This window comes from Arthrobacter sp. Rue61a, assembly GCF_000294695.2.
GTDB lineage: Bacteria > Actinomycetota > Actinomycetes > Actinomycetales > Micrococcaceae > Arthrobacter > Arthrobacter aurescens_A.
On the sequence record NC_018531.1, the window covers coordinates 3,927,960 to 3,951,361 of the forward strand.

Genomic DNA, 23,402 nt, shown 5'->3' on the forward strand with positions numbered 1-23,402 from the left:
CATGCCTGGACAGCGGGAGATCAAGAGCGTGGCGGTAGTGATGCCCGCCCACAACGAAGACCAGCACATCGGCAAAGCCCTGCTCGCGCTGAAGGCTGCAGCGGACGTGCTGCAGCGGGACTACCGGGACATGGCAGTCAAGATCGTGGTGGTTCTGGACCATTGCACCGACAACTCGGCTGAGATCACCGCCGCGCATGTTGCCGGCGACGCGCGCTTCAGCGTGGTGGACGTGGAGCTGCGGAGCACGGGTGCCTGCCGTGACCTGGGTTTCCGCACCGCACTGGAATGCCTTGATGTTGACGGGACCGCCAGTATCTGGCTTGCCACCACCGATGCCGATTCGGCCGTCCCGCCACATTGGCTGACACGGCAAGTGGAACTGGCCGCCATGGGAGCGGACGCCATCCTTGGATCCGTGGAGCCCGACCCGGCGGACATGGACCCGGCCATTCATCGACGATGGCTGGAACTCCACCCCTTCCGGGAGGACCACCAGCACATCTACGGTGCCAATCTGGGCATCCGCGCTTCGGCCTATCTCAGTGCGGGCGGCTTCCCTGGGCTCCGCGCCCACGAGGACCGCGTCCTGGTGGAACGGCTCCGCCGCCACGGTTTCGCAGTCACCGCCACGGACACTATCCGTGTTGTGACCTCGGGCCGGACATATGCCCGCGCGCCGGAAGGATTCGCCGCGTATCTTCGCTCCCTCGCAGCGGAGCTTCCGACTGCCGGGCTCCCAAATCCTGCAAGTGGCTAACCCTGCCAGCGGCCAGCACTTGCCGGCTAACCCGCCAGCGCTCCCTCCAACGCGGCGACCGCGGCCTTCGTGATGGTTTCCCGCTCGCCGGATCCGTCAACCGTGAGCAGAATCCCGCGCTGAGAGTACGCCGTCAGCACCGGCTGCGTCTCGGCCCGATACAGCTCCAGCCGGCGTTGGATCACCGGTTCGGTGTCATCGGCACGCCCTTGCTCCTGCGCTCGGAGCAGCATCCGGGACACCAACTCATGGTCCGGTGCCGTCAGCTCGAGAACTACCTCCAAGGTCTGCTGGCGGTCAGCGAGCATCTCGTCCAGCGCGCCTATCTGGATGACCGTCCGCGGGTAGCCGTCCAACAGAAACCCCTCGCTGGCGTCCTCTTCCTCGAGCCGCCGCCGGAGCATGGCTGTGGTGACGTGGTCCGGCACGAATTCTCCGTGATCCATGTACCCGCTGGCCTCTACGCCCAATTCGGTTTTGTCCCGGACGTGCGCACGGAACAGATCCCCGGTGGAGATGGCCGGGATGCCGAAACGCCGTGCGATGTGCTCGGCTTGCGTGCCCTTGCCGGAACCAGGAGGGCCCATGATGATCATTCGCGCCATGACACTGGTCCGTTCCGAGAGGCAGCCGGGACTTAACCATACGCCGACGACGGCGGGAGGCACCCGCCGTCGTCGGCATCTTTTTGCGTGTGGTTCAGCAGTCAGGCGTTGGCCGGTTCCGAAAGCACGGCGTCGATCTGCTCGATCGCCTCGCGCATTCCTTCTTCCATTCCCATCTCGGCCATCTTTTGCATCTGCTCTTCGGACTCAAAGGTGGAGGTGATGGTCATTCGTGTCCGGTTTTCCAAGGGCTCCAGCTTCACGGTGGCATGGGTGACACCCAGTTCTTCCACGGGTGCGCCGTGCTCGTCCGCGAAGCCGTCGTCAAACTCGAGGTGGTCCGGGGCGTCGATGGTGGTGAACTGCCACCAGCCGCGGGCTTTGGTACCGTCCGGGCCGGTCATGTAATAGGCGGCCTTTCCCCCGACGGTAAACTCGTGGGTCTCAAAAGTTGCCGGCCAGGTGGGCGGTCCCCACCAGCGTTCCAGCTGCCGGGGGTCCTCCCAGATAGCCCAGACGCGCTTCACGTCGGCATCGAATTCAGCAACAATGCTGAAGCTCAGGGCCTCAACATCCTTGTCTACGCTGACAACAGTCATGGCAGATCCCTTTCATCGTCTTCGGCGAGTATGTCCGCGATCCGGCTGGCACGTTGCCGCCAGATCAGTTCAAGTTGGTCCAACAGATGCCGGGCTTTTTGCAGCCCCTCATGGTTCCCCCGCACAATCTGCTCCCTCCCACGCTTCTCCTTGGTCACCAGGGAGGCCCGTTCCAGGACCGCAACATGTTTCTGCACGGCCGCGAAACTCATGGTGTAGAGCGCAGCCAGACCGGAGACGGAGTACTCTCCAGCCGTCACTCTGGCCACGATGTCCCTGCGCGTGGCATCGGCCAGTGCTTGGAACAGGCGGTCTGTTTCGTCGTCGGAGAGACTTCTGCGGAGCTGATCTACAACCATTTGGTTGTACGATATCTCCGACGCTGAATGGTGTCAACGGGTTTCCGAAGCGACATTTCGCTGGCGAAGCTAGGACGTGGACCGTGGATGCATGATGCGCATCTGGTCCCAGGTCCGCTCCGAGGCGGCGATGTTCTGGTTGGATCTCTCGCGATCGAGGGAGGCAAGCTCGACGGCGATCGCCTGGACCGCGGCCACCGCACCTGTTAGGGACGGGAAGAAGCCGGCACCCTCCGTGGGCACCACAATCCTGTGGTCGGCATGCACCGCAACGGGCGAGCCCGCGCTGTCGGTGATGGAAACGATAGGCGTGCCCAGATTGTGGGCGATCTCGACGGCCCGCATGGTGCTGTCGTAAACCCGCCAGAGACTGATGGCTATGACCAGATCCTCTGCACCGAGCCGTGCAATGGCATTGGTGAGGGCTGCGACATCGGCATCAAGGAGCCGGACGTTGTACCCGGCGATGATCGCGTTGTGCTCCAGGGCCTTGCCAGGGATGGCGTAGCTTCCTGCTGCCACTATGAAGGTCTGCCGCGCACCGGCGATCGCCTTCGCAATATTGTGCAGGGTTTCGGCGTCCAATGTGCGCTCAAAATGGGCCAAATTAGCCCGGTCAGTGGACACCGCAGCCTGCGCAGGACTACTCACGTGGCCGTTGTGTTCGGCCGCAACTTCCACTGCGCTGAGCGATGCCAGGAACCGCGACCGGAGCTCAAACTGGAAGTCCGCCCAGCCCTTGAATCCCAGTGTTTGCGCGGTTCTGGTCACGGTGGAAGCGTTCGATGCGGCCACGGCGGCGATGTCACTGACAGAGCCGTAGGACGCAAGCCGGGGCTGTGAACGGAGGATGCCAATCACCTGCATTTGGCGCGCCGCGAGCTTACGCCCCTGGACGCGGCTGTCCAGCCACTCGGTCAACGTTGACGAGTCGAAATCTTCTTCCACCTATTGACCTACCTCACACTTTGGCCGTAACTTCGATACATCGCTTCTGCACAGACTTGTGCATATTCCTAAAAATGTACAACTTGGCCCACTTTGGCAGGAACCACCATGTCTCTTACAGCACGCTTGGATCGTCTGGCTCTCAGTCGACCACACTACAAGCTTCTCCTCATCGGAGGCCTCGGCTACTCGTTCGACGGTATGGACGGGGCAGTGGTCGCATTCCTGCTCCCGCGCATCCAGGAACTGTGGGGCCTCAACACCGCCAGCCTCGGATTGGTTGGCTCGGCGGCCCCGTTCGGCTTCTTCTTCGGCGCGATCCTGGCCGGTTGGATGGGCGACCGCTTTGGCCGCAAGAAGGTCATGCTCTGGGCCCTGGCCTTCTACTGCCTCATGTCAGTGGTGGCGGCCATGGCCCCCAACTTCGAAATCTTCCTGATTGCACGGATCTTTGCAGGTTTGGGCGCAGGCGCTGAAAGCGTGATCATCGCGCCGTTCCTGTCCGAGTTCATTCCCCCGAAGCGTCGCGGCTGGTTCATCGGAACATTGGCCGGGTTCTTCTCCTTCGGATTCGTTGGCGCCGCCCTCATTGGCCGCTTTGTTGTCCCGCTGGGCGAGGACGGCTGGCGCTGGGCGCAGGTCATCACCGCCATCCCCATCCTTCTCCTCCTGTGGTGGCGACGCAGCTTGCCGGAATCACCGCGGTATCTCATCAGCCGTGGCCGCATAGCCGAGGCCACGGAAGTGGTGGATCGCTTTGAGCAGAGCGTTGTGAAGGCAACCGGCAAACCACTCTCACCCCTGCCGGCCGCGGAGGAAGAGATCACCAAGCACGAGCAGAAGATCAGCATATGGAACGCCCTCAAGTTCATGTGGTCCAAGGCAATGCGCCGCCGCACTGCGGTGATCTGGTTGATCTGGTTTGTCATCACGTTCTCCTACTACGGCTTCTTCTCCTGGATTCCCACCCTTCTTGTAGGCCGGGGCATCACCATCACCAAGAGCTTCGAGTTCTCGATCCTCATTTACCTGGCGCAGATCCCCGGCTACTTCTCCGCCGCGTGGTTGTGTGACCGGATTGACCGCAAGAACACCATCGCCCTGTACTTGGCGGGATCGGCGATCAGCGCTTTCTGGCTGAGCCAATCCAACGACTCCGGCATGATCCTGGTGGCAGCCGCAACGTTGTCCTTCTTCCTGAATGGCACCTACGCCGGTGTTTACGCGTACACTCCGGAGCTCTTCCCCACATGGATGCGCGCCACGGGTGTCGGCCTGGCCAGCGCGGTAGGCCGCATCGGCAGCATCCTGGCCCCGTCCATCATCGGCATCTTCGCTGCATCCCTTGGCTTCGGTGGAGTGTTCACCATGACCACAGTGGTTCTGACCATCGGTGTCCTTGGCGTCGTGATCTTCGGTGCCTCCACCGCGGGCAAGTCACTGGAGGACATCAACGCCCGTGCCGAGCATGATCCGGCAGCGGCAGGAAGTAAGTGAGCGCGATGATCACAGACGCAGTGTTTCAACAAACCTTCCGGGCCATGCAGCAGAAACCAGGAGTCATTCTGTTTACTGCCCTGCAGTGGATCCCGCAGCGTTCCAGCCTCAAGCGGCTCTTCACCAGCCACCCGGCCGAATACCCTGTGGGCGGCGAGAAAACGGTGGAGATCTCCCCCGGCTGGTTGGGGACAGTCATCGAGGACAAGAAGCCATTCCTTGCCCCCGATCTGGAAGCCCTCCGGGAAGTCTTCTCCGACTCCCAACTTATTCAGCAGCTCGGCTGCGGCGCCGTCATCAACGTGCCCGTCCTCGACCAACAGCACAACGTTGTGGGCGTCCTCGCCCTCTTGGACGCGGAAGGCAAGTACACGCAGCAAAGTGTGGAAACCGCCGTCGACGTCATCAATGCGAACCTGTCTGCACTCGTCCAGGCCTTTGAGGCCCATCCCACCGAATCCCCCGAAGCACCCGCGAAGGACACCGTTTAACGTGAGCACCACCCCAGAAACCACCCCGTTGGTCATCCGCAACGCAAGTGTCCTGGACGTTGAGGCCGGCACCTACTCCACCGCCGACGTCGTAAGCGTTGACGGCAAGATCAGCAGCGTCGGTCCGAACGCCGAGGCGCCAGCCGGCGCGCGGGTGATCGACGGCACCGGCAAGTTCGTCATCCCCGGCCTGATCGATGCCCACGTCCACGTGGTCGCATCCAGCGCCGACTTCCGTTCACTGACCTACACGCCGGCGTCCTATGTTTACGCGCAGACGGCACGGATCATGGGGCAGATGCTGCGTCGCGGCTTCACGACTGTCCGCGATCTCTCCGGCGCCGATTTCGGGCTGGCCATGGCTCAAGGAGAGGGCCTGCTTGAGGGTCCGAAAATCCATTTCTGCGGACACGCGCTCAGCCAGACCGGCGGTCACGGCGACATGCGCCTGCCCGGCGAAGACCATGACCCCAACGGCCGTGGATGCTGCGGCATCGGGCGCGTAGCCGATGGCGTGGACGCGGTCCGTGCCGCCGCTCGCGACGAGATCCGCAAGGGCGCCCACCACATCAAGATCATGGCGTCCGGCGGCGTCTCCTCCCCCACGGATCGCATCGACTCCACCCAGTACTCCATGGAAGAGATGCGCGCCGCGGTGGAGGAAGCCCAGGCCGCCAACCGCTACGTTGCCGCCCACGCCTACACCGCCCGCGCCATCAACCGCGCCCTTGAAGCCGGTGTCCGCTCGATCGAACACGGCAATCTCCTGGACGACCAGAGCCTGAAGCTGTTCCTGGAAAAGGACGCCTTCCTGGTGCCCACACTGGTCACGTATTGGGCGCTAAAGGAAGAGGGCAAGGAGTTCGGGCTCACGGAGGAAATGTGGGCCAAGGTGGATTCCGTCCTCACCAGCGGACTCGAAGCAATTGCCCGCGCCCACGAAGCCGGGGTGAAAATGGCCTTCGGTTCGGACCTCCTGGGCGGAATGCATCGCCACCAGAATGAACAGTTCAGGCTGCTCGGCAAGGTCCAACCGGCTATTGACGCCATCCGCTCCGCAACCACGACGGCGGCCCTGCTGCTTGAGCGCGAAGGTGAACTTGGCGTGATCGCACCTGGCGCAGATGCCGACATGCTGGTCCTGGGCGCCGACCCGGTGGCTGACATCTCGGTGCTGGCCGACATTTCCGAGCATCTTAAGTACCTGATTCAGGATGGCCGGGTGATCTCCTAGGGCCCGGCCGGGCGCAGTCCCTCCCGACGCTCTCTCACATAACGCGCCATTTCCGCCGACGCTCTCTCACCAGGTGATAGAGCGTTGGGCGGAAGGGTCCGTTATGTGAGAGAGCGTTGGGGCTAACCGGGCCTGTTATTACCCTCCAAAAAGCTCGATAATGTAAGCATGCTGATCAATACCGAGTCGAGCAGGAGGAGGACATCGTGACCACGAAAGTAAACAAGACAATCATGGTCAACGTTCCGGTTAGTACGGCCTACAGGCAGTGGACCAAGTTCGAGGAGTTTCCGCACTTCATGGGCGGAGTGGAACGCGTAACGCGGCTCAGCGAAGACCGGCTGGAGTGGGTGGCCGAAATTGCAGGCGTCCATCGCCGCTGGGAAGCCAAGATCGTTCAGCAGGACCTTGACCGCGCGGTGGCATGGGCCGCCGTGGAAGGTGCCAAGAATGCCGGCTGGGTTGACTTCAAGGAAGCCGGCCCCAGCCAGACATCCCTGCATCTGTCCTTGGAATACGAACCGCACGGCGTCCTCGAGTTCCTGGGCGACAAGTTGCACATTGTTGAAAGGCAGGCTGAGTCAGACTTGAAGAAGTTCAAGGAGTACATCGAAAAGCAGGCGCCCGAAGCCGCAACTCCGGCTCCTGGGACCGCGACTACCGCTACCCCGACGACGGGAGCTGCTGCCGCCACGGGCGCCAGCGCAGCCTCGGATTCAACGCCGGTGATCGACCCCGCAACGCACGTGTTCGACCAAACCAACGGCTTGGTGGACCTGGAGGGCGACTCCGACGAAACTGCTGACAGCGACACCCGCAGCGCAGCTGAGCGAAAGGCAGATGAGGGCCGCGGCGAAGGCTTCATCCCACCGCTGGGCGGGCTGCCAGGACAGCGGTAAGCCCTACGCACCGAAATGCCGCCCGGGTCAAGCGACCCGGGCGGCATTCTCTTGGTGAGCAGTCTCGTGTTGCAGGGACTTCCCTTACAGGGAGCCGGTTGCTTCCCCGTGTACGCTACTTACCCGTGTAGACGACGGCGGGAATCGCCGGAGCCTGCATGCCCTCACCAATGAAGAAGCTCGGGTGCGGGGGCTGGTTGTAGGCCACGTTTTCCCGTGCCACAGCTGTGCGGTAGACCGTGTCATGCATCAGGGTCCGGAGGCGAACCTCGGTGGGTGCGGTGGTGGTGTAGATCCGCAACTCAGTGCTGTCTGTGGACGGCCAGGCGATCTCTTCGCGCCAGTCGCCCAGGATGTCTGCCTGGATCGACGGGTTGCCCTTGGTGGTGTTGTTGCTGCGTGCACCCTCTGCCGTCAGCAGCCGATCGCTGGACTCGGTTTCCCAGTTCCACTTGGAGATGGTGGGAACGCCGCGGGACAAGGTTGCGTCGTAGTCGTGGTCCACCACTTCGCGGAGCAGGTCACCGTCCCACCATGCCAGGAAGTTCGCGGCAGGGATCTTCTCGGAGATCAGCTCGCCCTTGGCCGATACCAACTGGCCAACGGGGGAATCCCAGGCAGCCGTACCTCCTACGGCCCATCCTTCAGCCCCGGCGTAGCGGGGATCGATGTCGCCTGCCGCACCGCGACCGGTGTCCCTGGCGGCGGGGATGCTCCACAGGACTTCACCGGTTGCGGCGTCGCGGAAGGTTGCTCCGCGGTTGCCGCTCTGGCTCATGCTCTCGTGGACGGCGAACGTCTCCAGCCCGGGCCTGGACGGATCAAGGTCGCTGGTGTGGATGGCATCGCCGTGGCCGAGCTTGGTGTTGTAAAGCGGCTGGCCGTTGTCATCAATGGTCATGGAGCCGAAGACGAACTCGTCCTTGCCGTCCTGGTCCACGTCGGCCACGGACAGGTTGTGGTTGCCCTGCCCCTTGTATTCATCGCCGGCGAGGTTCGAGTCGAAGGTCCAGCGCTTCACGAGCTTGCCGTTGACGAGGTCGTACGTGACCAGGACGGTGCGCGTGTAGTAGCCACGGCTGAACATCATGGACGGGTGCTCGCCGTCGAGGTAAGCCACGCCGGCCAGGAAACGGTCTACGCGGTTTCCGTAGTTGTCACCCCAGCCGGTGACAGAGCCGCGCGGGGGCTCGTAGGCCACAGTGTCCATGATTGTGCCTGTCTCGCCCTTGAAGACTGTCAGGAATTCGGGACCGGACAGAACGTAGCCGGCACTGTTGCGGAAGTCGGCGTCGGCGTTTCCAATCACCGTTCCTGCAGCATCGCGGGTGCCATCGGCTGTCTTGAGGGAGACCTCAGCCTTGCCATCGCCGTCGAAGTCGTAGGCCAGAACCTGCGTGTAGTGAGCGCCGGCGCGGATGTTTCGGCCCAGGTCGATGCGCCACAGCTTGGTGCCGTCCAGCGTGTAGGCGTCCACGTAGACGTTCCCCGTGTAGCCGGATTGGGAGTTGTCCTTGGCGTTGGATGGCGCCCACGTTTGGATGACCTCGTACTTCCCGTCGCCGTCGAGGTCCGCCACCGTGGCGTCGTTCGCCGAGTAGCTGTACGGCTTTCCGTCAGGGGTGACTCCGTCTGCTGGCTTGTCCAGCTTGATGGCCAGGTAGTTCTGCGCGAGCGGCGTTACCGCTTGGGTCAGTTTGTCCTGCCCCTGCCCGTTGCCGACGGTTTTGATGACGTAGCTGGATTCGGCGGTGCCATCCGGGTCCACGAACATCGTGGCATTTCGGATGGGTTCCGGGGTGATATTGACGCCGTCGCGCAGGACTTGGAAGCCGATGCTGTCCTTGTCCAGGCCGAGCATACGCCAGCTCACTGTGACGCCTTGGTCAGTCAGGACAGCCACCGGCGCCCGGTCCAGGTTCTCCACTTGCCGCTTGAGGGCGGAGGGATCCTTCGCGGCAGGCACGACACCGGGGAGTCCGGTTTGCGCTGCCGGCGCGAGTTGGGCGGGGGCTGCTTGAGCCAGCGGGACGCCCGTCAGCGCTATGGCTGCAGCGGCGAGTGACGCCGAGGCTGCCAGGGGGACGGCCTTCCATGCACGGCTACGGGTACTGCGGTAGGAACATTTCGAGGGGTAAGCCAAAGAACATCTCCTTTGATGCAGGGCGGCAGTGGGTCTGCCGCTCCCATGTTTGGAACGTTTCACACACGCGTCAAGTAGAGCCACGCCTAAAGAGTGGGAGGTGGCTGGACGATGCCAGAAAGCGCTTTCCGCTCACAAGGTTTACCAGTGCCTCAAGCGCCCGGTCAAGGGTTTGACAGGAAATGACTGTCCGGCTTCGTTAGGAAATTTGCGGATTTGTGGGGCCATAATCGTCAGATTGGCGAAGGCCACCGGCTGAATCGCTCCTGACCTGGACTCGAATCCAGGAGGCTGTCCGAGGAATGTACAAACCGCTGGACTTGCGGCGTCTGGGCTACGTCCGCCGGCCCGACCGTGAGAAGGAACGGCCCGCACCCAAGGTGCAGCTGGTGGTCTACACACTGGACTTGCTGCCCGCCGCTTGAGTCGCTGAGGCGGGGACGGAGTCACGGGTTACACGGAGTCATGAGGAACGTGTAATCGGTCACACTTAGCCGGATTTACTTGTCAACCGTGGTGGGCAGCATGAACCATGAATGAGGGAATTCGTTCCCATACAAGCTGAATCAGCAATCCTCACCGACGAGGATGCGGCCCCTGCGAAGAAGCTTGGGGCTGTCAACGGCCTGAGTGAAAGTACTGACAATGACGACACATACTGACTCCATCACGCTGAAAATCTGGGACAAGTCGGCAATCGACCACACCATCGATGCCGCCATCGAGTCCCTCTCACACCGCGCTGCCGCCGAAAATTGCGGAATCGCAGTCACCCTGAGCGGACCGAAAACCTTCACGGTCAGCCTGAACCGCTAAGCAGCTCAAGCACTACGCAAGAGGACGACGCCGGGACCTCCCGACGTCGTCCTCTTGCGTTTAAGCGCGCGCATCTCCCGCAGTTGTTTGCCTCCCCCCCATCTTGTACGGCGGGAGATTCGAACAAGTCCGGGTTCCTTTTGTGCACCAGTGGTCCTCGAACCCGATTCGTGACGCCTTATGGAAAGTCCTGAGCAAACCTTGAGTTTTCCTTGACGGTTTCCCTCCCCTGATCTTGCGTTCGCGTTGGAACTCTTAGTGAGTCAACGCGTCAACGCACGAACGGAGGGATCACAATGCTCACGGAAATCACGGCTGCCAGGCCGCGACGATCCCACCGCGCGGCAGGCGGGGTGGTCACCGTCCTGGTTCCGGCACACAATGAGTCTGCCGGAATCACCGAGACGCTGCTCTCCTTGAAAAACCAGACTCATCGCCCGGACCGTGTGATCGTGGTGGCAGATAACTGCACCGATGACACTGAAGAGCTTGCCCTGGCTCAGGGCGCCGAAGTTATGCGCACCGTGGGAAACAAGGACAAGAAAGCCGGTGCCCTGAACTTCGCCCTCAGCGAGCTCCTCCCTGATGCCGACCCAGAGGACTTGGTCCTGGTCCAAGACGCCGACTCGCAACTTGCCCTCGACTTCATCGAAAACGCCACCAAGAACCTGCTGGCTGACGAACTGCTCGGCGCTGTTGGCGGAGTGTTCAGCGGTGGTCCGGGAGGCGGCTTTGTGGGCCACCTGCAGCGCAACGAATACGCCCGCTACGCACGGGATGTGAAGCGACTTCACGGCAAGTGCCTGGTAGTCACCGGCACGGCGGCCCTTTTCCGCGTCAAGACTTTGCGGGACGTCGTGGCCGCCCGGTTGAAGGGCGAGCTCCCTCCCGGAAACGGCAACGGCGGCGTCTATGACACCTCGGTGCTGACCGAGGACAACGAACTCTCTTTTGCCCTGTTGACCCTGGGCTACCGCATCGCGTCTCCATCCAACTGCACACTGGTCACGGAAGTCATGCCCACCTGGCGTGAACTGTGGTCACAGCGGCTGCGTTGGAAGCGCGGCGCGGTGGAGAATTGCGTGCAATACGGATGGACCAAGGTAACAAGGCCTTACTGGGGACGCCAGTTTCTTTCCATGATCGGTGTCCTCGTGACACTGGCCTACTTCGGTTCCCTCCTGTTCGCGTTGATTTCCGGTATGGGCCTGAACCTTCAACCCTTCTGGATTACCGTCACCGGCATTTTCATCCTGGAACGCATAGTTACTGTGCGTTTCCGGGGCTGGAGGTACATGCTCCTGGCCGCAACCATGTACGAAACCGTCATCGATATCTTCCTCCAGGCTGTCCACGCCAAGGCGTACCTGGATGCAGCACTCAACAGAAAGAAAGTTTGGTAAACCGACTCATGTACAACAACCCCGTAGCCCCGGTGTCAGGGGCAGTAGCAGCCGGGATGGGCTCAGGAACGCTTGCATTGACTGGAGCCGGAGACCTCTTCTGGTTCGCGCTGGCTGCCTTTGCCATGCTGGCTCTCGGACTTGCCGTTAAGAGGATCGTTCCGGTCCGGGCACAAAAGTAGGCACGGAAAAACCAGATGAGGCAACGAACCCGCAGTTGTGTCGCTACCTCCAGCGCGACACAATTGCGGGTTTGTTGTATTCGCCGTACTGGCCTACTGCACCAAGGCCGTGCTGGCCGAGAACTTGACCACCGTTGTGTAGCCGACTTTGGTGCCGGTAACCCGCACGCTCATTGCGTCAGCCTGGTCAGCACTCACCAGCTTGTAGGAACGGGCCGTGGCCCCGGGGATTGCCACACCCGAGCGAAGCCACTGATACGTCAAGGTGGACCCGGATGTCCATGTACCAGGATTGGCCGTAAGCGTTGATCCCACTGTCGGCGTTCCCGTGATAATCGGGGTGGGCGCTACCAAAGTCCCGGCTACTACTGTCGCTGTGGGAGCAGACTCCCTGACGGCAGTTGCGTAGCCGGCCTTGGTTCCCGTGACGCGGACCGTCAGGCTGGTGCCCTGATCCGCGGCGGCAAGGACCCGGGTGGCGCTGGTTGCACCGACAATTGCCGTGCCGTTCCGGAACCACTGATAGCCCAGGGCGGTGCCGGTGGTCCAGGTTCCCGGCGCGGCGGTCAACGTTGAGCCGACGGCTGCCGTGCCTGAGATGGTGGGTGTTGGTGCTGTGAGCTGACCCTGGTTGGCGGGAACAAAGGAGAAGTCCCGGATGGTGACCGTTTCAGGAGCCACGTGTGCGGCATCTCCGCCTCCTCCGCCGGTTACCCAGAGATTGAAGTGAATTTGTTCCTTAGCGGGAAGCGGGACCGTGGAACCCTCCAAAACGGTTCTCTTGAGCAATGTGCCGTCGTAGCCTTCCCCCGCAAACGTCTCATAGGTCAGCTTGCCCGGTTCCCAGACCATCCTGTGGGTGAGAAGCGGGGCATTGGTGACGTCAAAAGTGACGGTGTTGTTTCCCTGCCCAGGCGGCAGTGTGGCGTCAAACCAATACCCATGCCCTTGGGTCACAGGCCAGTCTTCGCCGTAGGCTGCGCCCCCACCCCAGGCAGAGGCTTCACAAAGGTCGATTTCCGTATAACCAGGCACCGCATTGGGGTCGTAGGTGAACAGGCAGCCCCACACCACTTCCTTCTGAAGGGAGCTGACATCCTTTTCCACCGTGGTGCTGTAAGTGCCATACCCGAAACCTTCACGCGTGGACTGGAACTCCGCACCCTTCGGCGCCGACCCCGTGGGGTTGCTGATGGAAAGTTTGACATACCCGTTGGCGTCCGGATTACTCACATTGTTGGCATCCCAGCTCGCGTTATACATGGGCGCCCCGCCCCAAAAGCGCTTTTGCCAGTTGAACCCTTTCCACGCGAAGCTACCCACCGGGCCAGGGTCCTCAGCCATGGGCGTGGTGTCCGCCGCATGCGATGGGCCTATTCCTGTGAACATCGATAAACCGACCGCGACGACCACGGCCAACCCCATTGCTTTTCGTCCCCCATGTGGAAGGAGCCTCACTGAAAATGCCATAGCTGTTTCCTCCTGCTGATGCGCCCAGAACCGTCACCGGCTGTTACCGGTGACCGCAACCACGTTCCACCCCCGAGGAACGCCTGACCTCGATTATCAAGTAGCAAGGGCCCTGTCGGAAGCAAAACGACCAAGCAGAATCATTTATGCGACATCAATTGGATAACGGCACCCACTCCACGAGTAGCCTTGACGTGACCGAGAATTTTGCGGGCATCACCAAAACCCGGGAGGGCACATCAGCATTCGCAGCGCCGGCATCCTCCTTCACCGACGAAACACGGCCGGGAAATTGGAGCTATGGATAGCCCACATGGGCGGACCCTTCTGGGCCCGCAAAGATGACCACGCCTGGTCAATTCCCAAGGGAGAATTCCCCGAAGACGAGGACGCTTTGGCGGCTGCGAAACGGGAATTTACCGAAGAAATCGGCACCCCACCGCCGACGGCCAGTTACGAATTATTAGGTGTTTTCCGGCAGCCCTCCGGCAAACTCATCACTGCGTTCGCAGCCGAAGCCAGCGACTTCCAACCCCAGCAAATTGTCAGCAACACCTTTCCCATGGAATGGCCCAAGGGCTCCGGTGCCGTTAAGGACTTCCCTGAGATCGACGACGCCCGATGGGTTGAGGAAACCGTGGCCCGGACCAAGCTCGTCAAAGGGCAGCTGCCCATTGTGGACGCACTGGTCCGGCACCTTGGTGAGATGGACAACGACGACGGCACGCAGGACTGAAGCGACGCCCACCTCGGCCGCGGGCTCCTTCAAGAATCGGCCACCCGTCGTCGTCGGCTGCCACTATGTGCCCCCGTCCATGGCTAATTTTTGTGCTCATTTCAACCCGCCCCGTTCAACACCTAGACAGTTCCATTCAGGACTAGGGGTTGGTGTTTTCACCACCTAATTTGGCGCGAATTGGACTAGGGGTGGGCTTTTGGAGCACCTAGAGCCCGTTTTCCGTGGTTATCGTTTGGCCCGACCGAGCACTTCGATTGGGGAGAATCCATGGCTGCCATTGACCGGTCCGCCCGAACGTCCGTGGACCTAACCACATACGCCGTCCCATGAGCGCGGATTTCGCAGATGTCTGTGCTGCCGGTCCGGGCGCGTCCGGGATCAGTGTTGATGGGCTCCCGCCGCTGCCGGACCCCGACGCCCTCGAGACCCACGCGCGGGCGCTGGCAGTCTCCGGGAACGACGTCTATTCCGGGGTCAACGACGCCGCCAGGACCTGGGCAGGTCTTTCCGGGGCGTACGAGGCCCCCGAAGCCGGGCAGGTCCTGGCCGGGTTCAATCCCGTGTTCGCCCGCTCCCAGGATCTGGCCAACCTGACCAGTAACGCCGCCTCGGTCCTGGCCGCGTACGCGGACCGTGCCAGGGAACTGAAACAACGCATCAACACCCTCCGGGCCGACGTCCGGGCCCTGGACGAGGTCATCGGCGGCAACGATGACTGGCACGCACAACGGACCATCGTGGACCGGCACCGCGAGACCATGGACAAGGCCAGCGCCCTGGCCCAAGCGATCCTCGACTCCGACGCCACCTGCGCCACGGAACTAAGCGGCCTCACCGGCGGGCAACGTTACAGTGCCCCTGCCATCCCGAGGGCGACCCTGAACGGCAAGCGGATGCCCAACGTCACCTACAACGTGGTCGCGAAAACTGACGGCGGCCTGGAGAACCACTTCACGATCATCACCGATGACTTCGCCAAGCCCAAGAGCGTCGAAGCACACATCACCGGACTACTCAAAGGCGACATCAACCGCAGCGCGTGGCAGCAAATACTCGCCGGCCGCCGTGTCGGCGGATTCGGATACGACGGCGGCCACCTCATCGCGTCCCTCTTCGCAGGACCAGGCGAAGGCGCCAACCTCCTGGCACAACTCATGTTCCAAAACAGAGGCCACGGAACCCCCAACGTATCCGCCAACACCCTGGCGTTCTTCCAACTCGAAAGAGACCTCATGACCAAGGCCCTCCACCGCGTCGACACAGGACAACCCCTAGACTTACACCTAAAGGTAGAAGCCGTCCCAAGACCAAAACCCGGGCTGCCGGAAGAATTGAAAGTCACTCACTGGTTCGACTCCGGAGAGAAAAGTTCAGAATATTTCTCCAACCTTGCACTTTCTGAGGAGGCATTCGAATGATGACAGGAACGCGGATTTCTGGGGTCGAAGTGGATAACGGCCTCCAAAGGCTGCGGACTGAGGCCTTCGCCCAAGGTGGTCTGGGGTTCGGAGCAGAAGCAATCATCAGCCATACCATCATTCACCAAGCCTGGAGTCGACGAACAGAGGATATCCTCCAGAACGGTGTATGGGGGTTCATCCATAGTTTCCAAGATTTCTCGGTCGAATCCATGGACTACTGGCTCAAAGATATCCGTCGTAGCTCGTATGTCCCGGGCGTTGGAACATGGACGAGCTGCAAGGCCTACCTCTACCCCGACTCCGAGGGCAAACTCGAAACCTTCGACGCTGAGGTCCTCAGACCCGCCCAGGAAACAACCATCCCGGATCGTCCGGCGGACGCGCTGACTCTGTTCCAGGACCTGAAGGCGTTCCCGCGAACCCTGGACAACATACCCCAGTGGATGTGGACGGTGTTCCGCGCCGAAGGCGTCACACCGCCCGTCTACAACCCTCAATTGAAAACGGTCGAGTGGGCCAACAAACGCCTTCCCGTCACCGAAAACGGCACCGACTTCTCCGTCGAACCGGAGATCATTGACCCATCCAAGGAACCGGGTGTCTTCGCAAAGATCGGCCGAAAGCTCTTCGGCGGGTAAGAAGGAACACGCCGAACGACCTGCAGTACCACCGCACCTGGAGCAGCCGCGATCCAAGCTTTGCAAGGAAGCGGAGCTGCGTCCGCCGTCGTCGGGCTCCATAGTCCGCTGGACTGCTCAAAGGCGACATTAACCGCAGCGCGTTACAAGAAATACTAGACGGCCGCGGTGTCGGCGGATTCGGATACGACGGCGGCCACCTCATCGCGTCCCTCTTCGCAGGGCCAGGCGAAGGCGCCAACACTCTGGCCTTCTACCAACTCGAAAGAGAGCTGATGGGCAAGGCCCTCCACCGCGTCGGAACCGGACAATCTGGGCTGCCGGACAGCGCCGAAGTTACGGACGGCTTCGATTTGGAGACTCCAGTGACACGCGAGTCTTCGAACCTGATGCCCGATCCGACAGCCACCTTTCGAATGCAGGACTCACGGACGCAATCCCCTAGCGTTCTTCCTCGCGATGAACTGCCGGATCCACTCGACCGTCTCCGGGTGGTCCAAGTGAAGGCCGTGCCCTGCACCGGGAACCCTCACCAGGACGGAGCGTGGGATGTGCTCGCGAAGAAGCAGGGCATTGGGCAAGGGCGTGAGCGCGTCCTCAGTTCCATGGAGTATGAGCGTGGGTGCTTGGATTTCGCTGAGCCGACTCCAAGCATCGTGCTCGCGACTGGCCGTGAAATGGCGCGCTTTGGCCCAAGCCGAAGCATGGGAGTTGAAGAACGTATGCGTCGCTGCGGGATTGTTCATGACCCACTCCGCATCGAAGAAGAGCGGCTCCAGACGGGACATATCTCCACTGGTCAAGGCTTCCAGGGCCGCCTTATCCGGAAGGGTTCCGGCGTCGGGCCACTTTCCACCGCTCGTTGCGGCAAGAACCAGAGTGCGGACTTTTTGCGGATGATCGATGGCCAGCCATTGGGCAATCCGCCCTCCCATCGAATGACCGTACACGTGTGCTAAATCCACACCCGCGGCGTCAAGGACAGCAACAGCATCTTGGGCGAGAAGCCGCGTCGTGTAGCGCTCGGCGTCACCCTTCCCGCTCCGACCAATCCCCCGGTGGTCGAAGCGGATGACGCGGTAAGAGCGGCACAGAAGTTCCGCCGTCGGGCCCCAACCGTCCATGGACGTGGCCTGTCCGGCGATCAGGAGCATTGGTTCGCCCTCGCCTTCAGACGTCCAGGCGAGTTCAGCGCCGTCGGCGGCCTCCGCAAAGTTCACCGTGCCACAGTATCCGGGCCGCCCTCAAAGCGCTGCGGCGCAGGACACAGTGTGTCAATCAGCAGTGAAAATGTCCTCTATGGCGCAGTCGAAGGTGCGCGCAATGAGGAACGCCAACGGCAGCGAGGGATCGAACTTCTCACGTTCGATGGAAATCACCGTCTGCCGGGAAACTCCGAGCGCGGCAGCCAAGTCAGCCTGCGTCCAGTTGCGTCCGGCCCGGCGCTCGGCGAGGTTGTTCTTCACTTCAGAGCCCGGTGGCGGATTACGAGGTAACGCACCCCGGCGTCCACCGCGCTCAAGCCAACGACAGCCAGGAGGACCGGCGCCGCATCCACGGTGATGCGTCCGATGACCAGCACCAGGACAGCAACCAGCACGGCGACCAGAATATCCAGGAACGCACCCGCTGCGGCTTGGCGCATCCACTGCAACTCAACACTCTGCTCGCCATGCATATCACGCGTGACCGTGTGGTTCGACACGAAGACCTTGGCTCCCAGTGACATAGCCGGGTAGGCGGCACAAAGGGCTCCAATCCCCGCAGCGAGCCAGAAGTCATCCGGATTTGATGCACCCACCAGGACAGAGATGGCGATTGTGAGGATGGCGCCGAGGATGATCGCCAAGACGTAGTGATGGAACGGCGCCCGCCTGGATGTAAAGGAAGCTTTACTCATCTTGAAAGTAAAGCACCCTTTACATGTAGAGGCAATGGTTGCGCATCGGGGCTAGCGTTGAGGGATGACCGCTGACTACAGGTACGACGTCGAGGTGCTGCACCTTTTGGTGTCGCCGGCCCACGCCTACTTCGGCCGTGCCCGCGAGGGAGCTGCAGACGTCCTCACCACGGACGCCGAGCACGCGGAACTGGTTGCGGGCAAAGGCATTGTTGGCGACAGGTTCTTCGGCAAAGCCGCACACATGGACGCTGCCGTGACGTTGTTCGCGGTGGAGGCTCTTGAGTCCATCGCAGCTGAGCTCGGAGCCGGACCGTTTGATCCCCTCCTCACCCGTAGAAACGTGGTGCTGCGAGGAGTTGAGTTGGCCCCGTTGCTTGGCCATGAGTTCACGCTTGAGTCCGGCGGAGACACGGGTCGGCTTAAGGCCGGGCGACCTGCCCACCCCTGCGCCTGGATGGATGAAATGCTCGCCCCCGGCGCTCACAAGGCCATGCGCGGGCGTGGTGGTGTCCGGTGCCAGGTGATCGCGGGCGGCTTGCTGCACCGAGGCCCCGCAGTACTGGTCAGCCCCGTGCCGCTCGACCCGACTAAGGCCGGGGACGCGAACGTGCTGAGGCCATCGAGGTTGCCATAAGGACCTCCACCCCGCGTCCGCGAAGGTCAGCACCCTGTCATTCGATGGCCTCCCCGCATAGGGTGATCAGGTGGATACCGTCAGCAGCAAAGTACAAGCCTTGGCCGGATCCGCGTTCGCTGCGCTCTTCCGGGCCATAAAAGTTGTGCGTCCGCATAGGCCGATCCACCCAAAGGGCATCCGGCTGGTGGGAACCTTGGAAAGGGACGCCGGTCCGCGGGAGCCGTCGGGAATCCCTTGGATGGACACTGCGGGGAGCAACGTGGTGGACGCACGGCTCTCGCGCTCCATCGGGCTGCCGGACGCCTATCCGGACATCATCGGTTTGGCCGTGCGCTTCACTGAGCAGGACAAACTGTCCGACACGCTCCTCGCCACCACCGGGCCGATAGGTCTTGGCCGGTTCATCCTCCGGCTGAGGCGGGATGCAGCGTCGGCGGTTTTCTCCAGCATGATGCCCTACAGGTCAGATACAGGCCCCGTTCTGATAGCAGCGAGGACCATCGGCGGCCCCGCCAAGCTGCCCGTGGAACCGAGTGCTTTCCGGTCACTTCTGGGTGATGAGACGTGGATCCTTGAACTCCATCACGGCAGCCCACTGGGTCCATGGAACAGGTTCGGCACTCTAGCCCTCAGCCTTGCCGACCATGCAGAAGACACCGCCGAACGATTTGATCCGGTCCTCAATCCGCTTCCAACAGCAGGAACGTACGGCTGGACGAGGCGACTGCGCGAACCTTCCTACGCGTTGGCCCGCCGACGGGATTAGACGCGTGGCTTCCAGCCCTTCTTTGAGCCATCAGTACCTCAAAATCAACCCACGGCAGTCGCAGACCGACCCGCCGGCGTCGAAAGATGGGCCAGAAGCGTACGCCGCGGACCGCGCCTCACACCTCGGATACCGGCGCCGCGAACTGCGCCTCGTACAGCCGGGAGTACGCCCCACCCGAGGCCAGCAACTCCGAGTGCGTCCCCTGCTCCACGATCTGCCCGGCTTCCATCACCAGGATGAGGTGGGCGTCCCGAATGGTTGAGAGGCGGTGGGCGATCACGAAGCTCGTCCGGTCAGACCTCAACGCGTTCATGGCTTTCTGCACCAACACCTCAGTCCGGGTATCCACCGAGCTTGTGGCCTCGTCCAGGATCAGCACCGATGGGCGGGACAGGAAGGCCCTGGCAATGGTGAGCAGTTGCTTCTCCCCGGCTGAGACGTTTCCGCCTTCGTCGTCGAGCAAGGTGTCGTATCCCTCGGGCAAGGACCGAACAAACCTGTCCACATACGTCGCCTGCGCGGCTTCCATGATTTCCGCTTCGGAAGCGGTTGGCCGTCCATAGGCAATGTTGTCGCGGATCGTCCCGCCGAACAGCCAGGTGTCTTGGAGGACCATCCCCATCCGCGAGCGCAGCTCCTGCCGCGAGAGGGACGCGATATCCACGCCGTCCAGGGTTATGCGCCCGGAGTCCAGCTCGTAGAAACGCATCATGAGGTTCACCAACGTGGTTTTTCCCGCTCCTGTCGGCCCAACAATCGCGATGCTCTGACCCGGCTCGGCAACCAAACTGAGGTCTGTGATCAGCGGCTTGTCCGGGGAGTACCGGAAGGACACGTTCTCGAACACGAGCCGCCCGCGCGAAGGACCAGCACCGGAAGGCTCAGGCTCCTCCGACTCTTCCTCCTCATCCAACAGGTCGAACACACGCTCGGCCGAGGCCACCCCGGACTGCAGCATGTTCGCCATGGAGCCGAGCTGTGCTAGGGGCATGGTGAACTGCCGCGAGTACTGGATGAAAGCCTGAACATCGCCCAACTGCATGGAACCGGAGGCCACCTGCAGACCGCCCACCACGGCGATCCCCACATAGACCAGGTTCCCGATGAACGTCATGGCCGGCATGATCAGACCGCTCACGAACTGCGCCCCGAAGCTCGCTTGATACAGCTCCGAGTTCTTGAGACGGAATTTCTCCTGCACCTCGTTCTGCCGTCCGAAGACCTTCACCAACGCATGCCCGGTGTAGGTTTCCTCGATCTGGCCGTTGAGTTCGCCGGTGTTCTTCCACTGCGCCACGAACAGCTTCTGCGAGCGTTTTGCGATCAGCAGCGTGGTCCCCAGCGTCAACGGAATAGTTACCAAGGCAATCAGTGCCAGCAGCGGCGAGAGCAGGAACATCATCACCAACACACCCACCACGGTCAGCAGGGACGAGACCACTTGGCTGATGGATTGCTGCAGGCTTTGGGAGATGTTGTCTACATCGTTGGTCACCCTGCTCAGCAGCTCGCCGCGCTGGATGGAGTCGAAATAGCGCAGGGGCAGCCGGTGGATTTTCGCTTCTATCCGCTCACGGAGGCGGTACACGGTCCGTTGAACGACGCCGTTGAGCACGTACGCCTGCATCCAGCCGAACGCTGAGGCCAGGACATACAGTGCCAATGCCCACAGCAGCACCGAGGCCAACGCACCAAAGTCGATTCCGACGCCGGGCTTGAGGGTCATGGCGCTCAGCATGTCGGCTTTGCTGTCCTCACCTGAGGCGCGCAGCCCTGCGATCACGTCGGCTTTGGAGGCACCAGCGGGGAGCTGTTTGGAGACGACTCCGGCGAAGATCAGGTTGGTGCCTTCACCCAGCAGCCGGGGTCCGATCACGGACAAAGCAACACTGACCACAGCGAAAACCAGCACCAGGATCAGCCAGAATCGTTCAGGCCGCAGCGTTCCCAACAAACGGCGGGCGGAGGCACTGAAGTTCGAGGCCTTCTCGGCCGGGATGTTCATACCGGCGAAAGGACCACCCCTGCCCGGCCCCATGGCCGGCCGCTGGGGACCGCGGGGGCCAGCTGACACAGAACTCATGCCGCCTCCTCCGCCGCGAGTTGGGAGGACACGATTTCCCTGTACGTTTCGGAAGTCTCCAGCAACTCGTCGTGCGTTCCGCGCCCAACGATCCTGCCGTCGTCGAGCACCAAGATCTGGTCAGCATCCGCAATGCTGGAGACCCGCTGCGCCACGATCACCAGCGTGGCTCCGTTGATGTGGCGTTTGAGGGCCTGCCGGAGCCGGGCATCAGTGGCGGTGTCCAAGGATGAGAAGGAGTCGTCAAAGATGTAGAGCTCAGGCTGCTTCACCAGGGCACGGGCGATCGCGAGCCGTTGCCGCTGGCCGCCGGACACGTTGGTGCCGCCCTGCGAAATGACGGCGTCCAGGCCGCCGTCCATTTCCTCAACAAAGTCCCGGGCCTGGGCCACAGCGAGCGCCTGCCACAATTCATCCTCAGTGGCGTCGGGTTTGCCGTAGTGAAGGTTGCTGCGGACCGTCCCGGAGAACAGGTAGGGCCGTTGCGGCACCAGCCCGATGTGCCCCCACAGCAGGTCCGGGTGCAGCTCTCGGACGTCCACGCCGTCCATTCGTACGGATCCGGAGGTGGCGTCGAACAGCCGCGGCATGAGGTTCACCAAAGTGGTCTTGCCCGCGCCGGTGCTGCCGATGATCGCGGTGGTCTCGCCCGCCCGGGCGGTGAACGAAAGCCCGCTCAGCACCGGCTGTTCGGCACCCGGGTAGGCGAATCCGACGTCGCGCATTTCCAGTTCGCCGCGGCGGATGCCGCCCGTGACAGGGTTCGACGGCGGCTGGACACTTGAGTCTGTTTCCAGCACCTCGCCGATGCGGTCGGCGGAAACGGACGCGCGCGGGATCATCACGGCCATGAACGTTGCCATCATGACGGACATGAGGATCTGCATCAGGTAGCTCAGGAACGCGATCAACGTGCCCACCTGCATGGAGCCGTCCTCGATCCTGAAGGACCCGAACCAGATCACCGCCACGCTGGAAACATTCATGACCAGCATGACCGCAGGGAACATGAGCGCCATCAAACGGCCGGCCCGGAGCGCAACGTCAGTGACGTCGCCGTTCGCTTTGCCGAACCGTGTGGCTTCCATATCCTCCCGGACGAAGGCCCGCACCACCCGGATGCCGGTGAGCTGCTCGCGGAGGACCCTGTTGACGGCGTCGATCCGGACCTGCATCTTCCGGAACAGCGGCACCATCCGCGTGACGATCAGCCCGACAGCCACAAGCAACACCGGCACGCACACTGCGATCAGCCACGATAACTGCGAGTCCTGCCGCACCGCCATGATCACGCCGCCGATGCTCAGCATGGGCGCCGCGACCATGAGCGTGCAGGACATGAGCACCAGTTGCTGTACCTGCTGGACGTCGTTGGTGGATCGGGTGATCAAGGACGGCGCCCCGAACCTGGTGACCTCCTGCTCCGAGAACTCCCCCACCCTGCTGAAGATGGCATCCCGGAGGTCACGGCCCATCCCCATGGCCGCCTTCGCACCGAAATACACGGCAACCACGGCACAGGCGATCTGCAGCAAGGTAATGAGCAGCATGAGTCCGCCCATGCGCAGGATGTAGTCGGTATCACCGGTGGCGACGCCGTTGTCGATGATGTCCGCGTTCAGCGTCGGCAGGTACAGGGACGCGATGGACTGCGCCAACTGAAAGATGACGACGGCGATCAGCAGCCGCTGATGCGGCCGCAGGAACCGAACAAGAACCTTCCACAGCATGGGGTCTCCGAGCCCGAGCGATGTAAACCGAAGGCCAGTTTACGTCTGGTTGCTGCGGGCAACTAGAGGGAGTTCT

At 62.1% G+C, this 23,402-nt stretch carries 26 protein-coding genes; 14 read left to right on the forward strand and 12 right to left on the reverse strand.

Features of this window, described 5'->3' with window-relative positions; genetic code table 11:
- Position 1: 1 nt before the first annotated feature.
- The gene (locus ARUE_RS17815) at positions 2-760 is read left to right on the forward strand and encodes a glycosyltransferase family 2 protein (protein ID WP_014922732.1); all 759 of its coding nucleotides are present in this window, start codon (positions 2-4) and stop codon (positions 758-760) included.
- A gap of 26 nt (positions 761-786) precedes the next feature.
- Here ARUE_RS17815 and ARUE_RS17820 read toward each other — a convergent pair whose 3' ends face one another.
- The 4 genes from ARUE_RS17820 to ARUE_RS17835 form a co-directional block, all read right to left on the reverse strand.
- Positions 787-1,365, reverse strand: a complete 579-nt coding sequence (locus tag ARUE_RS17820; RefSeq protein ID WP_014922733.1) for an adenylate kinase — start codon at positions 1,363-1,365, stop codon at positions 787-789.
- A 101-nt stretch (positions 1,366-1,466) separates the two neighbouring features.
- Positions 1,467-1,964 (reverse strand): SRPBCC family protein, encoded by a 498-nt coding sequence (locus ARUE_RS17825; protein ID WP_014922734.1) that lies wholly within the window; start codon positions 1,962-1,964, stop codon positions 1,467-1,469.
- Positions 1,961-2,323, reverse strand: coding sequence for an ArsR/SmtB family transcription factor (locus ARUE_RS17830; RefSeq protein ID WP_011776049.1), 363 nt, complete (start codon positions 2,321-2,323; stop codon positions 1,961-1,963). The genes ARUE_RS17825 and ARUE_RS17830 overlap by 4 nt, the downstream gene beginning before the upstream one ends.
- 69 nt (positions 2,324-2,392) lie before the next feature.
- Entirely contained in the window at positions 2,393-3,271 is an 879-nt protein-coding gene (locus ARUE_RS17835) for a MurR/RpiR family transcriptional regulator (protein ID WP_014922735.1), read from the reverse strand.
- A gap of 108 nt (positions 3,272-3,379) precedes the next feature.
- Here ARUE_RS17835 and ARUE_RS17840 point away from each other — a divergent pair, with 108 nt between their 5' ends.
- From ARUE_RS17840 to ARUE_RS17855, 4 genes are all read left to right on the forward strand, one after another.
- Positions 3,380-4,768 carry an MFS transporter gene (locus ARUE_RS17840; RefSeq protein ID WP_011776051.1) on the forward strand — a complete coding sequence of 463 codons (1,389 nt, stop codon included), beginning with the start codon at positions 3,380-3,382 and terminating at the stop codon, positions 4,766-4,768.
- Positions 4,769-4,773: 5 nt separating this feature from the next.
- Positions 4,774-5,259 (forward strand): GAF domain-containing protein, encoded by a 486-nt coding sequence (locus ARUE_RS17845; RefSeq protein ID WP_014922736.1) that lies wholly within the window; start codon positions 4,774-4,776, stop codon positions 5,257-5,259.
- A 1-nt stretch (position 5,260) separates the two neighbouring features.
- The gene (locus ARUE_RS17850) at positions 5,261-6,493 is read left to right on the forward strand and encodes a metal-dependent hydrolase family protein (RefSeq protein ID WP_014922737.1); all 1,233 of its coding nucleotides are present in this window, start codon (positions 5,261-5,263) and stop codon (positions 6,491-6,493) included.
- A gap of 206 nt (positions 6,494-6,699) precedes the next feature.
- Positions 6,700-7,392: an SRPBCC family protein gene (locus ARUE_RS17855; RefSeq protein ID WP_014922738.1), complete on the forward strand. Its 693-nt coding sequence runs from the start codon at positions 6,700-6,702 to the stop codon at positions 7,390-7,392.
- A gap of 115 nt (positions 7,393-7,507) precedes the next feature.
- Here the strand turns inward: ARUE_RS17855 and ARUE_RS17860 are convergent, their stop codons facing one another.
- Positions 7,508-9,535 (reverse strand): rhamnogalacturonan lyase, encoded by a 2,028-nt coding sequence (locus tag ARUE_RS17860; RefSeq protein ID WP_043470663.1) that lies wholly within the window; start codon positions 9,533-9,535, stop codon positions 7,508-7,510.
- Between the two features lie 302 nt (positions 9,536-9,837).
- Here ARUE_RS17860 and ARUE_RS23835 point away from each other — a divergent pair, with 302 nt between their 5' ends.
- From ARUE_RS23835 to ARUE_RS24185, 4 genes are all read left to right on the forward strand, one after another.
- Entirely contained in the window at positions 9,838-9,960 is a 123-nt protein-coding gene (locus ARUE_RS23835) for a hypothetical protein (protein ID WP_286139800.1), read from the forward strand.
- A gap of 220 nt (positions 9,961-10,180) precedes the next feature.
- The gene (locus ARUE_RS17865; RefSeq protein WP_178994140.1) at positions 10,181-10,351 is read left to right on the forward strand and encodes a hypothetical protein; all 171 of its coding nucleotides are present in this window, start codon (positions 10,181-10,183) and stop codon (positions 10,349-10,351) included.
- Positions 10,352-10,647: 296 nt separating this feature from the next.
- Positions 10,648-11,754 (forward strand): glycosyltransferase family 2 protein, encoded by a 1,107-nt coding sequence (locus ARUE_RS17870; RefSeq protein ID WP_011776071.1) that lies wholly within the window; start codon positions 10,648-10,650, stop codon positions 11,752-11,754.
- A complete protein-coding gene (locus ARUE_RS24185; RefSeq protein WP_162486098.1) occupies positions 11,748-11,936 on the forward strand; it encodes a hypothetical protein in 189 nt (62 codons plus the stop codon). The genes ARUE_RS17870 and ARUE_RS24185 overlap by 7 nt, the downstream gene beginning before the upstream one ends.
- Before the next feature lie 93 nt (positions 11,937-12,029).
- Here ARUE_RS24185 and ARUE_RS17875 read toward each other — a convergent pair whose 3' ends face one another.
- A complete protein-coding gene (locus ARUE_RS17875) occupies positions 12,030-13,280 on the reverse strand; it encodes a hypothetical protein (RefSeq protein ID WP_286139802.1) in 1,251 nt (416 codons plus the stop codon).
- Between the two features lie 364 nt (positions 13,281-13,644).
- Here ARUE_RS17875 and ARUE_RS17880 point away from each other — a divergent pair, with 364 nt between their 5' ends.
- From ARUE_RS17880 to ARUE_RS17890, 3 genes are all read left to right on the forward strand, one after another.
- On the forward strand, positions 13,645-14,142 hold the full coding sequence (locus ARUE_RS17880) for an NUDIX hydrolase (protein ID WP_043470666.1): 498 nt from the start codon (positions 13,645-13,647) through the stop codon (positions 14,140-14,142).
- A gap of 329 nt (positions 14,143-14,471) precedes the next feature.
- Positions 14,472-15,563: a DNA/RNA non-specific endonuclease gene (locus ARUE_RS23455; RefSeq protein ID WP_014922742.1), complete on the forward strand. Its 1,092-nt coding sequence runs from the start codon at positions 14,472-14,474 to the stop codon at positions 15,561-15,563.
- Complete coding sequence (locus ARUE_RS17890) at positions 15,560-16,204, forward strand: hypothetical protein (protein ID WP_014922743.1); 645 nt, start codon at positions 15,560-15,562, stop codon at positions 16,202-16,204. Before ARUE_RS23455 ends, ARUE_RS17890 begins: the two co-directional genes overlap by 4 nt.
- Positions 16,205-16,359: 155 nt before the next feature.
- Here ARUE_RS17890 and ARUE_RS24190 read toward each other — a convergent pair whose 3' ends face one another.
- The 4 genes from ARUE_RS24190 to ARUE_RS17905 form a co-directional block, all read right to left on the reverse strand.
- Positions 16,360-16,515: a hypothetical protein gene (locus tag ARUE_RS24190; protein WP_162486187.1), complete on the reverse strand. Its 156-nt coding sequence runs from the start codon at positions 16,513-16,515 to the stop codon at positions 16,360-16,362.
- Positions 16,516-16,629: 114 nt separating this feature from the next.
- On the reverse strand, positions 16,630-17,424 hold the full coding sequence (locus ARUE_RS17895) for an alpha/beta fold hydrolase (protein ID WP_014922744.1): 795 nt from the start codon (positions 17,422-17,424) through the stop codon (positions 16,630-16,632).
- 54 nt (positions 17,425-17,478) lie between these two features.
- On the reverse strand, positions 17,479-17,670 hold the full coding sequence (locus ARUE_RS17900; RefSeq protein ID WP_043470667.1) for a helix-turn-helix transcriptional regulator: 192 nt from the start codon (positions 17,668-17,670) through the stop codon (positions 17,479-17,481).
- A complete protein-coding gene (locus ARUE_RS17905; protein WP_014922745.1) occupies positions 17,667-18,104 on the reverse strand; it encodes a hypothetical protein in 438 nt (145 codons plus the stop codon). The genes ARUE_RS17900 and ARUE_RS17905 overlap by 4 nt, the downstream gene beginning before the upstream one ends.
- Before the next feature lie 64 nt (positions 18,105-18,168).
- On the opposite strand from ARUE_RS17905, the gene ARUE_RS17910 reads away from it, so the two are divergent.
- Complete coding sequence (locus ARUE_RS17910; RefSeq protein ID WP_014922746.1) at positions 18,169-18,741, forward strand: MOSC domain-containing protein; 573 nt, start codon at positions 18,169-18,171, stop codon at positions 18,739-18,741.
- A gap of 70 nt (positions 18,742-18,811) precedes the next feature.
- A complete protein-coding gene (locus ARUE_RS17915) occupies positions 18,812-19,510 on the forward strand; it encodes a hypothetical protein (protein ID WP_014922747.1) in 699 nt (232 codons plus the stop codon).
- A 118-nt stretch (positions 19,511-19,628) separates the two neighbouring features.
- Here ARUE_RS17915 and ARUE_RS17920 read toward each other — a convergent pair whose 3' ends face one another.
- A complete protein-coding gene (locus ARUE_RS17920) occupies positions 19,629-21,596 on the reverse strand; it encodes an ABC transporter ATP-binding protein (protein ID WP_043470669.1) in 1,968 nt (655 codons plus the stop codon).
- On the reverse strand, positions 21,593-23,326 hold the full coding sequence (locus ARUE_RS17925; RefSeq protein ID WP_014922749.1) for an ABC transporter ATP-binding protein: 1,734 nt from the start codon (positions 23,324-23,326) through the stop codon (positions 21,593-21,595). The genes ARUE_RS17920 and ARUE_RS17925 overlap by 4 nt, the downstream gene beginning before the upstream one ends.
- Positions 23,327-23,402 lie beyond the last annotated feature (76 nt).